This window comes from Mesorhizobium sp. UC74_2, assembly GCF_042701485.1.
GTDB lineage: Bacteria > Pseudomonadota > Alphaproteobacteria > Rhizobiales > Rhizobiaceae > Mesorhizobium.
In genome coordinates, this window is the sequence record NZ_CP170562.1 from 5303723 (window position 1) to 5316088 (window position 12366).

Sequence of the window (12366 nt, forward strand, 5' to 3'; positions counted from 1 at the left end):
ATAGCATTCAATCGATTGAGGCGGTTGCAGCCGGCCGAATCGGCATGAAGACTTGCAACAAGGCTGACAATTGCGAACGCAAGGCGAGCCATCGCCGCATCGAACCGGGGATGGGAATGACTGACGCAATCGGCGGGCTGAGATTCCCGATCCTGATCGGCGACATCGGCGGCACCAATGCGCGCTTCTCCGTCGTGCTCGACGCCAATGCCGAGGCCGGCGAGCCGCACATCGTCCAGACCGCCGATTTCGAGACGATCGATGCCGCCATTCAGGCCGCCGTGCTTGACCACTCCTCGGTACGGCCGAATTCGGCGGTGCTGGCGATTGCCGGGCCGGTCGACGGCGATGAGATTCCGCTCACCAACTGCCCATGGGTGATCCGGCCCAAGGTGATGCTGCGCGATCTCGGCTTCAGCGATGTCGTTGTCTTGAACGATTTCGAGGCGCAGGCGCTCGCCGTGGTGGCACTCGGCGACGAACACATGGAAAAGATCGGCGGCGGCGAACCCGAACCCAATGCCGGTCGGGTCGTGCTGGGTCCGGGTACCGGTCTCGGCGTTGCCGGACTGATCCACGCGCTCGGGCACTGGATTCCGGTGCCGGGCGAAGGTGGACATATGGACATCGGCCCGCGTACGCCGCGCGATTTCCAGGTGTTTCCACATATCGAGAAGATCGAAGGCCGCATTTCCGGTGAGCAGATCCTGTGCGGGCGCGGACTGGTCAATGTCTATCGCGCGGTCGCCGCAGCCGACGGCAAGACCGCTCCCTTTACCAAACCGGCCGAGATCACCGCGGCAGCGCTGGCAAAATCCGACCCTGTCGCAGAAGAAGCATTGTTGCTGTTCGTGACCTGCCTCGGCCGAACGGCGGGCGATCTGGCGCTGGTGTTCAAGAGCCGCGGCGGCGTCTTCCTCACCGGCGGCATTGCCCAGAAGATCGTGCCGGCGCTGAAAGCGGGGAATTTCCGCGCCGCCTTCGAGGACAAGGCGCCGCACAGCGAGATGATGCGGTCCATGCCTGTCTATGTCATCACGCATCCGCTGGCCGCGCTGGCCGGGCTCGCAGCCTATGCGCGGGCACCATCCCTGTTTGGCGTCGAGACCGACGGGCGGCGCTGGAGCGCCTGAGCCGCAAGCCAGCCTGTTGGTTCTGATCGCAAAACCACAGCCACCTCGCGGAACCTGCCGCCAAAGCATTTTGCGCGCGTTGCCCATTGGCCATAGGCAAGGACGGCCGATGAGGCTAATAGGATGCCCGACGCCGCAGGGCGACCCGACGAATACAGCGCGCGGACTGAAATTTGGCTTCCAACGAACCAAAAAGAAGGGCTGACCCCAGCGAAGTCTTCGCTGTGTTACGCCGCATCTACCAAGAGGCCGGTCGCGGGCACCTGAAATCCTACTGGCTGGCGGCATTCTGCCTGATCGCCCTGGCCGCGACCACCGGTGGCGCGGCCTGGATCATGCAGCCCATGATCGACGACCTCTTCTACAAGCACCAGTACGACAAGGTGCCGTGGATCTGCGGCGCCATCATCGGCATCTTCCTGGTCCGCGGTCTTGCCACCTATGGCTCCGCCGTGACGCTCGCCAAGATCGGCAACAGCATCGTCGCCTACTATCAGAAGCGCGTCTTCGGCCACCTCATGAAGCTGGGCATCGACTTCTACACCGAGACACGGTCGGGCCAGCTGGCGGCGCGCATCAACGAAAACGTCGCCGGTATCCGCGATCTGTTCTCGATGACGCTGAAATCGATCGCCGGCGACCTCGTTGCCCTGATCGGCCTGGTGACGGTCATGGTCTATCAGGCGCCCTTCCTGGCAGCCAGCATCTTCCTGATCGGGCCGCCGCTGGTCTGGGCGGTCAGCTACATCATGCGCCGCGTGCGCCGTGTCACGCGGGAATCGGTCGAGATCAATTCGCATCTGATCGGCGCCATGCAGGAATCGGTGCAAGGTATCGCGGTGGTGAAGGCCTTCACCATGGAAGAGCAGCTCACCCACAAGATCGGCGACCTCGTCGACCGGGCGGAGTCCCGCTACAACAAGATCGCGCGTGTTTCGGAGCGGCTGGCGCCGGTCACGGAAATGCTGGCCGGTTTCGCCATCGCCGGCGTCGTCGCCTATTCGGTGTATCGTTCGGCTTACAGCAGCCAGCCGCCCGGCAATATCATGTCGTTCATCACCGCATTCATGCTGGCCTATGATCCGGTCCGGCGCCTTGCCCGCACCCAGGTCAATGTCGAGCGCGCCATGGTCAATGCGCGCATGATCTACGAATTGCTCGACATCGAACCCCGGCAAGGCGATGCCGAGGGAGCGAAAGAGGCCAAGGTCGAAAAGGGCGAGATCCGCTTCAATAACGTGACCTTTGGCTATTCGGCTGACCAACCTGTCATTCGCAATCTCAGCTTCACCGCCGCGGCTGGCAAGACCACCGCGATCGTCGGGGCATCCGGCGCCGGCAAGTCAACCCTCGTCGCCCTGCTGCAGCGCTTCTACGACGTCGATGGCGGCCTGATCGAAATCGACGGCCAGGATATTTCCAAGGTCACCAAGCGGTCGCTGCGCGAGTCGATCGCCTTCGTCTCGCAGCAACCCTATTTGTTCGAAGGCACGATCAGCGACAACATCCGCTACGGCCGTCCGGATGCCGGTGACAAGGAAATCGCATTCGCCGCGCAACAGGCCGCCGCGGACGAATTCATCCGCCAGCAGCCGCAGGGTTATGATACGCCGGTCGGCGAAAATGGCGTCACACTTTCAGGCGGGCAGCGCCAGCGCCTGTCAATCGCACGCGCCATCATCCGCCAGGCACCGATCCTGCTTCTCGACGAGGCCACATCGGCGCTCGACAATGAATCGGAAGCCCGCGTCCAGCAAGCGCTGGCCGCCATCATGCGGGACTGCACGACCATCGTCATCGCGCACCGGCTGTCGACGGTGGTCAATGCCGATCATATCGTCGTGCTCGAGCAAGGGCAGCTGGTCGAGCAAGGCACGCACAGCGAGTTGCTTGCCAGGCCGAACGGTGCCTATGCCCATTTCTACAACCTGCAAGGCGGGCAGGGGCTTGGCCTGGTCGATGACGGCAAGGTCGAAGCGATCGCAGACAGGGCCGATGGAACGACCGGGGGATAACGCATGAGCGAGATGAAGCTGGTGGTGGTGGGTGCCGCGGGCCGCATGGGCCAGGCTCTGGTTCGTGCCATAGCCACGATACCCGGGGCGACCGTTGCCGCCGCCGTCGAGCGTAAAGGCTCCCCTCACATAGGCAAGGACATCGGACAGATCGCCGGCATCGGCCCGATCGGCGTGGCGATCGGTGACGATCCGCTGCCGGCCTTCGCCAAGGCCGACGGCGTGCTCGACTTCACCTCGCCCGCCGCCACCGTCGAGTTCGCCGGCTATGCCGCCCAGGCGCGCATCGCCCACATCATCGGCACCACCGGATGCTCGGACGAAGACGATGCGGCGATCGCCGCCGCCGCGCGCCACGCCACGATCGTGAAATCGGGCAATATGAGCCTCGGGGTCAATCTGCTCGCCGTCCTGGTCGAGCAGGCGGCCAAGGCGCTCGACCCGGAGGATTTCGATATCGAGATTCTCGAAATGCACCATCGCCAGAAGGTCGATGCTCCCTCGGGAACCGCCCTTCTGCTCGGCGAGGCGGCCGCGGCCGGTCGCGAGATCGCGCTGGCTGAAAACAGCGTGCGCACGCGCGACGGCCATACCGGCGCGCGCAAGGCGAAGACCATCGGCTTCGCAACGCTGCGCGGTGGCTCGGTGGTCGGTGAGCATTCGGTGTTCCTTGCCGGTCCGGGCGAGCGCATCACGCTCAGCCATCATGCCGAGGACCGCGCCATCTTCGCTCGTGGCGCCGTCAAGGCGGCGCTCTGGGCACACGGCCGCAAGCCCGGCCTCTATTCGATGCGGGACGTGCTCGGCCTTGGCCGGGTCGACTGACCTATTATTCGTAAGGAGAAAACATGTCGCGAACTCTCGTGCTCGTGCGCCACGGCCAGAGCGATTGGAACCTGAAGAACCTGTTCACCGGCTGGCGCGATCCCGACCTGACCGAACAGGGCCATGTCGAGGCCAAGGCCGCCGGCGCCAAGTTGAAGGCGCGCGGACTGAAGTTCGACATCGCCTTCACGTCCAGCTTGCAGCGCGCTCAGAAGACCTGCCAGCACATTCTCGACGCCGTGGGCCAGAGCGACCTGAAGACGATACGCGACGAGGCGCTCAACGAGCGCGACTACGGCGAGCTGTCGGGCCTGAACAAGGATGATGCCCGCCAGAAATGGGGCGAGGACCAGGTGCATGTCTGGCGCCGCTCCTATGACGTGCCGCCGCCCGGCGGCGAAAGCCTGAAAGACACCGGCGCGCGCGTGTGGCCCTATTACCTGCATACGCTGCAACCGCATGTGCTCTCCGGCGGCACGGTTCTGGTCGCGGCCCACGGCAATTCGCTGCGGGCACTGATCATGGCGCTGGACGGCCTGACGGGCGAAGAGATCGTCAAGCTGGAACTCGGCACCGGCGTGCCGGTCATCTATCAGCTCAACGCCGATTCGACCGTGGCCTCGAAGGAAGTCCTGGCCTGAAACAGGCTCCGGTTCTGGGCGGGGCGGCCGCGTTGTGACAATTTGCCGGCGCCATCGGCCGGCATTTGTGCGCTGCCTTCGCATTGCATGAAAAAAGCGCGTTGACAGGGTCCGTCTGCCCGCTTACATGAGCGCCCACCAGCCCAGATGGCGGAATTGGTAGACGCGCACGGTTCAGGTCCGTGTGCCGCGAGGCGTGGAGGTTCGAGTCCTCTTCTGGGCACCAAGTTTCCGCAGCTGCTTCGACACGAAGCCGCTAGCATTTGCAAAAAGCCCGGCCATGCCGGGCTTTTTCATTTCCGGTCCCTGCAACACGCCGACCTGCAGGTCTTCCACAGTCGACAGATGATTTTGTCCGGCGATGGAAGAACTAGGCCGGTTTTGAGCCGCAGGATAATCCGCTGTGTGGTAACGACAGAACGATCCAGCGACAGCTCAGATTTCATGGAAGAGTTCTGGAATTGTACTTGGAGATCAGACTCGTGCGCGCTACTGGGATCCTGTCTTCGGGCGCCGCGATTCGCAATCTGCACTGCCCATTCGTCGGACAATAGTCTGACAGACTGTTTCCTGATGTTTCAAAACGTGTGCACCTGCCACGGAATCGCCCGAAACGCGCCGGATTTGCCGCCGCATTTCACCCTACGGCCTCCGAACGATTAACGGAGCCGTTCCCTCGGGATGACTATCAACAAGAAGAAGGCCGCCCTTGCCGCGGTCACCGTCGCAGTCGGCCTTGCCGCCGGCGCGTCCACCTCCTCCGCCGCTGCGCAATGCGGCCGCGCTTCCTGGTATGCCCTGCACTCGAAGACTGCATCGGGCGAGCGCATGAACCCTTCAGCCCTGACTGCCGCTCATCGCAGCCTGCCTTTCGGCACCCGGCTCAAGGTTACCAACAAGAACAACGGCAAGAGCGTCGTCGTGCGCATCAACGACCGTGGCCCGTTCATCAAGGGTCGGGTGCTCGATCTGTCGCGCGGTGCTGCCAGCCAGCTGGGCTTCGTCAGCTCCGGCCACGCCGCCGTCTGCATGGCCAGGGTCTGATCCGGCCATTGCCTGAAAGCAAAAGAAAAAGCGCCGCCCCGTAACGGCGCTTTTTCTTTGATCGACCAATGGCGCGGCGCCCCCTCTTCTCACGTCCAAGCAGTGTCTTCGCACCTGCACTCATAGCCGGCTGGGCCTCCCGCCCGGCTTTTTCCAAGGCTTTGGCCTAAAGTATGGGGATAACTCACCCAACGTGATCTATTGCGCCGCAACAATTTCTTGTTAACTTCGTTGCGACAGAGTGAAGCGGCTGGGCCGCTTGTCGCCCTTCGTTCCAAGGGCAGCGGAGACCGTTTTAGATGTTCTACCAGTTCTATGAGATGAACCATGCTGCCTTGCAGCCGGCACGTGCTTATGCCGAGGCGGTGCGGGTTCTCTACACCAATCCGCTCAACCCGTTTTCGCACACGCCATGGGGCCGCTCGGTCGCCGCAACGGCGGAATTGTTCGAGCGCACCACGCGCCGTTACGGCAAGCCGGCGTTCGGCCTGGACAAGACCGTGGTCGACTGGAAGCCCGTGCCGGTGACGGAGCGCGTCGTCTGGTCGAAGCCGTTCTGCAACCTCATCCATTTCCAGCGCCAGCTGCCGGCGGGTCGTCGCAGCGACCCGAAGCTGCTGATCGTGGCACCGATGTCCGGGCATTACGCGACGCTGCTGCGTGGCACGGTGGAGGCGATGCTGCCTCATGCCGAGGTCTACATCACCGACTGGGTCGACGCGCGTATGGTTCCGCTCTCCGCCGGCCATTTCGACCTCGACGACTACATCGACTATGTCATCGACATGCTGCACGAGCTTGGGCCCGACACCCATGTGATGGCGGTGTGTCAGCCCTCGGTGCCCGTGCTTGCGGCGGTGGCGCTGATGGAAGCGCGCGGCGATCGTTTCGCGCCGTCCACCATGACCCTGATGGGCGGCCCGATCGACACGCGCCGCAACCCCACCGCGGTCAATCTGCTGGCCGAGGAAAAGGGCATCGACTGGTTCCGCGACAATGTCGTCATGCCGGCGCCATGGCCGGTGCCTGGCTTCGGCCGTGAGGTCTATCCGGGCTTCCTGCAGCTTTCCGGTTTCATGAGCATGAACCTCGACCGACACATCATCGCCCACAAGGACTTCTTCATGCACCTTGTGAAGAACGATGGCGACAACGCCGAGAAGCACCGCGAATTCTACGACGAATATCTGGCGGTGATGGACCTGACAGCCGAGTTCTATCTGCAGACCGTGGAAACCGTGTTCGTGCGCCATGCCCTGCCGAAAGGCGAGATGAAGCATCGCGGCATCAGGGTCGACCCGAGCGCCATCCGCAACGTCGCGCTGTTCACGGTCGAGGGCGAGAACGACGATATCTCCGGCCTTGGCCAGACAGAGGCGGCGCACAGTCTGTGCGCGAACGTCCCTGCCGACATGAAGGCACACTACGTGCAACCTGCCGTTGGCCACTACGGCGTGTTCAACGGCTCGCGCTTCCGCTCGGAGATCGTGCCGCGCATCGTTGACTTCATCACCAGCTACGGCCGCAGCAACAGGGTCGCCGTGAAGCGGAAGGCCAGCAAGCCGGCTCAGGCTTGATCACGTATTTGTGAATAGGGCGGTATGTTGCCGCCATTTTGCGTGCGGATGGTTCGCAGAACCCTGCCGCCGCATTGTTATTTTCCTGACTGGACCGGATTTCGCGTGAAATCGGCATCGCCGGGTGTTGCGCAATCAGCGCAATGACGACGGCGCGGTTAACCCTTTCGGTGAATCCGCCACAGGGACGAATTGACACGCCATGTAAATCCTCATTAACGTTTCGTTAATAACAGGGGCGAGCGGGGGACGATGAATTCCTCACCAGCGACGCAAGGTTTGCGTGTCTTTGCGGCTGCGGCGATCGGGATCGCTGCTGCGGTCTGGGCGGTGCCCTCAGCCTCCGCGGCGGGAGCCATGGCGACCGGCGGCCCGACCACCCAGCCCATCGGCCACTACGAATTCTGCAAGACGCGTCCAGCCGAATGCTCGGTTCGCCCGAAGGATCTGGCGCCGGCCAGGCTGACGTCCGCGCTGTGGGGCAAGCTGACCCGCGTCACCGCTTCGGTCAACGCCGCGGTCAAGCCGCTCAGCGACCAGGAGATCTACGGCAAAGATGAGGTCTGGGCCTACCCGGACAAGGGCGTCGGCGACTGCGAGGACTATGTGCTCGAAAAGCGTCGCCGGCTGGCCAGGCAAGGTATTTCCCTTGCGAACCTGCTGGTGACGGTCGTGCGCAAGCCGGATGGCGAAGGCCATGCGGTGCTCACCGTGCGCACCGACAAGGGCGATTTTGTGCTCGACAACCTGACTGACAAGGTCAAGCCCTGGGATCAGAGCGGCTATCGCTTCCTGAAGCGCCAGGCCATCGACAACACCGGTCGCTGGGTCTCGATCCGCGAAGGCCAGCAGGTGCTGGTGGGCGCTGTTCAGTAGCGGTTTCTTTTCGCCATACGCTGCGCTGCGGCCAGGCGGACGTCGTCGAGCGTCAATTTATTCCAGAAGCCGTTCTGCACGATGTGCAACGTATTCCCGCGTGCCTGACAGAGCGAGGCACGTTCGGAAAACGTGCTTTGCAATGCATGGCGAAAACGAGCCACGTTTTGGACTGCGTCTCGAAATTCCAGCAAGGTGACACGATCCTTGTGAGGGGAGTAACCGCCGACGATCATGGCGCCTTCCGAGTCGCAGGCCAGCGAATGCCCGCCCGTGACCGTCGTCTGGCGGATCCTGGTGCGGCTGGTCGCGGTCGCGATTTCGACGATTGGAAAATCGGTATAGTAGTAGGCCCAGGCCGTACCGCGACTGACGTTCAAGGCATAGCAATCGGCCATGGATGGATCGTCGAGCCGCCAGAGGACGTTGCCCGATGGATCGAACTGAACCAGGCCCGCCATGCTGATGGGCGCCTTGGTTCCCGGCAGCTTCCAGCCATCGTTGCCGAATACGCCTTCGTCGAAATAGCCAACCCAGATGTTGCCGCGATCATCGCATTGCAGATGCTCGATTCCGTCGCCGAGACAAAATCGGTTGGCGACGCCCCCTTTGTCGTTGAACAGCATCGCGTTCGCGTCGGTCGGCCTGCAGCGGGCACTGGCGACGATCCAGCCGCCGTCCTGATGGGTGTCAAAGACCGGAAACGCCGTCTCCAGGGGAAATTCGATCGTCCCGTACTCCGTCATGCCGTCGAAGATCGACAGCCTGGCCATCGTGTCCTTGGTCAGCAGCGGCCGGCCAGCGCCTTTGGTTTTTACGTTGCGATACCAGTTTCCCGTCACATCGCAGGTGGATCTGAGCAATGCCAGAAGTCCGTCGCCCGTGATGGCATAGGAAACGTCGAACCAGCCGGGCTCCGGTTCCGGCAGAGGTGCGAAGGGAGAGGGCTGAAGAATTTCGATCAAGACGGGACCCTGGTTCAGCTGGGATCGTCATTCGAGAGTGAGTCGCCGCGCGTGGCAATACGGCCGATGGACTGCTCCTCAAGCGGCTTGCGACAAACGCTCCGGAGCCATGCGATACGAAATCGCCTCGGCCAGATGGATGCGCCCGACCGTTTCGCAATCATCGAGGTCGGCCAGGGTACGCGCGACTTTCAGCACGCGGTGGTAGGCGCGAGCGGAAAAGCCGAGCTTTTCGCTGGCTTCGCTGAGCAGGGCAAGGCCAGCCGTATCCGGCGCCGCGATCGCCTCGATCATGGCTGGCGAACAATGGGCATTGAGCGCAACGCCGGTCATGCCTTGAGCCTCGAAACGCCGGCGCTGGGTCTCGCGCGCCCGCACCACCCGCTCTGCCACAACCGCGCTCGGCTCCGCCTGATCCGGGCGGATCAGATCGCTGGCCGAAACGGCCGGCACATCGACCCTGAGGTCAATGCGGTCGAGCAGCGGTCCTGAAATGCGGGCCTGATAGTCGGTCCGGCAACGATCGCCGCGCAGGCAGCGATAACCGGGTTCGCCGGCCATGCCGCAACGGCACGGGTTCATCGCCGCGACCAGCTGGATGCGCGCCGGATATGCAACGCGATGATTGGCGCGCGCAATCACACAGTCGCCGGTTTCCAAGGGCTGGCGCAGCGCATCGAGCGTCTGCGGCGAAAATTCCGGGAATTCATCGAGGAAGAGTACGCCATTGTGGGCAAGCGACACCTCTCCGGGACGTGCTCTCACGCCACCGCCAACCATTGCCGCCATCGAAGCCGAGTGATGGGGCGCACGAAATGGCCGCCGGTCGGTCAGCTTGCCACCGGCGAGTTCCCCGGCAACCGAGGCGATCATCGAGACTTCCAGCAATTCCTTCGGTGCCAGCGGCGGCAGGATCGAGGGAAGACGCTGTGCCAGCATCGACTTGCCGGACCCGGGCGGGCCGACCATCAGCAGATTGTGGCCGCCGGCCGCCGTCACCTCCAGCGCACGCTTGGCACTTTCCTGGCCTTTGACATCGGCGAGGTCCGGCAGGTTGCGTGCGCTCTGATGCACGCCGGGTTCCGGGCGTGACAACACCTGCGTGCCGCGGAAATGGTTGGCCATCGCGATCAGGCTGCGTGGCGCGACGATATCGATGTCGGGGCCGGCCCAGGCCGCTTCTGGGCCACAGGCGTGCGGACAGATCAGCCCGCGCCCTTCGGCATTGGCGCCGACCGCCGCCGGCAGCGCACCCGCCACCGCCGCGATCGTGCCATCCAGCGAAAGCTCGCCCAGCACGACATAGGAGGCGAGCATGTCGCCCGGTATGGCGCCGAGTGCAGCCATCAGGCCAAGCGCGATGGGCAGATCGTAGTGGCTGCCTTCCTTCGGCAGATCCGCCGGTGCCAGATTGACCGTCACCTTGCGCGCCGGCATCGACAGGCCGGAGGCGTGAAGCGCCGCCTGGACGCGTTCGCGGCTCTCGGCCACCGCCTTGTCCGGCAGGCCGACGATGGACATGCCGACCTTGCCCGGCGCGATCATCACCTGCACGTCGACCGGCACGGCCTCGATGCCCTGGAACGCCACCGTGCGAACGCGAGAAACCATCCGAGCCCCCAGGCGGGCTGCCTACCCGCATGGCCGCAACGGCCACGGGGTCAAGAAAAGCATGGTTTCCCGATCAGATCAAGAACAATACATGAACAAAAACGCTTGCAGGATGTCGTCGCGTTGCCGCCCTGGCGAAGCAACGGAACGGCCGCGGGAAGGTCAGCCGCGCTTGGCTTCCACCGCATCCCAGAACAGGGCGGCGATGTCCGCGCCACCGAAGCGCTTCACTTCGCGTATGCCGGTCGGCGAGGTGACGTTGATCTCGGTCATGTAGTCGCCGATCACGTCGATGCCGACGAGGATGAAACCGCGTTGCTTCAGCGACGAACCGATACGGGCACAGATCTCGCGCTCCCGCGCGGTCAGGTCCGTCTTCTCCGCCCGGCCGCCGACATGCATGTTGGAGCGCGACTCGAATTCGGCGGGCACGCGATTGATGGCGCCGACCGGTTCGCCGTCGATCAGGATGATGCGCTTGTCGCCCTTGCGCACGTCCTTCAGGTAACGCTGGACAATGTAGGGTTCGCGGAACAGCTGGCCGAACATCTCCAGCAGCGAGGCCAGATTGCGGTCGGCCTCCTGCAGATGGAAGATGCCGGCGCCGCCATTGCCGTAGAGCGGCTTGACGATGATGTCGCCGAACTCCTTGCGGAAAGCGGCCACTTCCTGCGGATCCTTGGTGATCAGCGTCTCCGGCATCAGGTCGGCGAATTCGGTGACGAAGATCTTCTCGGGGCTGTTGCGCACCCAGGCCGGGTCGTTCACCACCAGCGTCTTCGGATGGATGCGTTCAAGAATATGCGTGGTGGTGATGTAGTTCATGTCGAAGGGCGGGTCCTGGCGCAGCAGGATCACGTCCATCTCGGCGAGATCCGTACGCACAGCCTCGCCGAGCGTGAAGTGGTCGCCCTTGACGTCGCGCACCTGCATCGCCTCGATCCGAGCGAAGACCTTGCCATCGCGCAATGACAGCCGGTCCGGCGTGTAGTGATACAATCTGTGACCACGCCGTTGCGCTTCCAGGGAGAGCGCGAAGGAGGTGTCGCCGGCGATGTTGACGGTCGAGACATGGTCCATCTGGACGGCGACTTCGAGGGACATGCAGGGTCTCCAATCTGGAGCAATTCCAGCAAGAGTGCGCAGCGGTTCTGCGTTCGGAATTGCACGATAACAAAGAGTTAGAGCGTCCCGCGTTTCCGCGAAAAGCGGCAACACTCCAACGAGCAGGACATGAAGCGACGCGCCTCAACCTGTCAAGCGCCGCAACCGCCTAACCGGTGACACCAGCGGTGGAAGGCGCAAGAGCATCGACCTCAGGCGTTGATGACGATCAGACCGCCGACGATCAATGCCGTGCCCAGCATATATCGCGCCGTAAGGGCCTCACCAAGCAGGCCCCAGGCAAGGAGCGGCACGACGCAGAAGGTCATCGCCATGAACGGATAGGCGACGGTGAGCGGCACGGATTTCAGCACATAGACCCAGACGATCGTGCCGATGCCATAGATGGCAAAGGCAGCGAGCAGGTAAGGATCCAGGATGGTTGCGATCAGGCCAGCCAGGTCGGCCGCGCCGGCGCGCGCGCTTGTGAGCTTGAAGAGGACCTGACCTGCCGAAATCATCAGCGGCGTCAGCACCAGACCCGCCAGCACAGGAAAAGGCAGCGCGCCGACCAC

At 63.3% G+C, this 12366-nt stretch carries 11 protein-coding genes and 1 tRNA gene; 8 read left to right on the plus strand and 4 right to left on the minus strand.

Annotated elements, in window-relative coordinates:
- The first annotated feature begins 116 nt into the window (after window positions 1-116).
- The 8 genes from ACFJIU_RS25810 (at window position 117) to ACFJIU_RS25845 (ending at window position 8111) form a co-directional block, all read left to right on the plus strand.
- Complete coding sequence (locus ACFJIU_RS25810; RefSeq protein WP_379064778.1) at window positions 117-1133, plus strand: glucokinase; 1017 nt, start codon at window positions 117-119, stop codon at window positions 1131-1133.
- A 173-nt stretch (window positions 1134-1306) separates the two neighbouring features.
- Window positions 1307-3148 (plus strand): ABC transporter ATP-binding protein, encoded by a 1842-nt coding sequence (locus tag ACFJIU_RS25815; protein ID WP_379064780.1) that lies wholly within the window; start codon window positions 1307-1309, stop codon window positions 3146-3148.
- Window positions 3149-3151: 3 nt separating this feature from the next.
- Window positions 3152-3973 (plus strand): 4-hydroxy-tetrahydrodipicolinate reductase, encoded by an 822-nt coding sequence (gene dapB, locus ACFJIU_RS25820; protein ID WP_379064782.1) that lies wholly within the window; start codon window positions 3152-3154, stop codon window positions 3971-3973.
- A 23-nt stretch (window positions 3974-3996) separates the two neighbouring features.
- A complete protein-coding gene (locus ACFJIU_RS25825) occupies window positions 3997-4614 on the plus strand; it encodes a 2,3-bisphosphoglycerate-dependent phosphoglycerate mutase (RefSeq protein ID WP_379064784.1) in 618 nt (205 codons plus the stop codon).
- Between the two features lie 141 nt (window positions 4615-4755).
- Window positions 4756-4840: transfer RNA gene (locus tag ACFJIU_RS25830), tRNA-Leu, on the plus strand.
- Window positions 4841-5295: 455 nt separating this feature from the next.
- Complete coding sequence (locus ACFJIU_RS25835) at window positions 5296-5658, plus strand: septal ring lytic transglycosylase RlpA family protein (protein ID WP_379064786.1); 363 nt, start codon at window positions 5296-5298, stop codon at window positions 5656-5658.
- A 299-nt stretch (window positions 5659-5957) separates the two neighbouring features.
- Window positions 5958-7235: a polyhydroxyalkanoate depolymerase gene (locus tag ACFJIU_RS25840; protein ID WP_379064788.1), complete on the plus strand. Its 1278-nt coding sequence runs from the start codon at window positions 5958-5960 to the stop codon at window positions 7233-7235.
- A 252-nt stretch (window positions 7236-7487) separates the two neighbouring features.
- On the plus strand, window positions 7488-8111 hold the full coding sequence (locus ACFJIU_RS25845) for a transglutaminase-like cysteine peptidase (protein ID WP_379064790.1): 624 nt from the start codon (window positions 7488-7490) through the stop codon (window positions 8109-8111).
- Here ACFJIU_RS25845 and ACFJIU_RS25850 read toward each other — a convergent pair.
- The 4 genes from ACFJIU_RS25850 to ACFJIU_RS25865 all read right to left on the minus strand — a co-directional run bounded on the left by ACFJIU_RS25850 (window position 8105) and on the right by ACFJIU_RS25865 (window position 12366).
- Window positions 8105-8884: a hypothetical protein gene (locus ACFJIU_RS25850; protein ID WP_379064792.1), complete on the minus strand. Its 780-nt coding sequence runs from the start codon at window positions 8882-8884 to the stop codon at window positions 8105-8107. The genes ACFJIU_RS25845 and ACFJIU_RS25850 overlap by 7 nt on opposite strands.
- Window positions 8885-9154: 270 nt before the next feature.
- Window positions 9155-10687 (minus strand): YifB family Mg chelatase-like AAA ATPase, encoded by a 1533-nt coding sequence (locus ACFJIU_RS25855; RefSeq protein WP_379064794.1) that lies wholly within the window; start codon window positions 10685-10687, stop codon window positions 9155-9157.
- Between the two features lie 162 nt (window positions 10688-10849).
- Complete coding sequence (gshB, locus tag ACFJIU_RS25860) at window positions 10850-11791, minus strand: glutathione synthase (RefSeq protein ID WP_379064796.1); 942 nt, start codon at window positions 11789-11791, stop codon at window positions 10850-10852.
- 212 nt (window positions 11792-12003) lie between these two features.
- Window positions 12004-12366 (minus strand): transporter, encoded by a 363-nt coding sequence (locus ACFJIU_RS25865; protein WP_379064798.1) that lies wholly within the window; start codon window positions 12364-12366, stop codon window positions 12004-12006.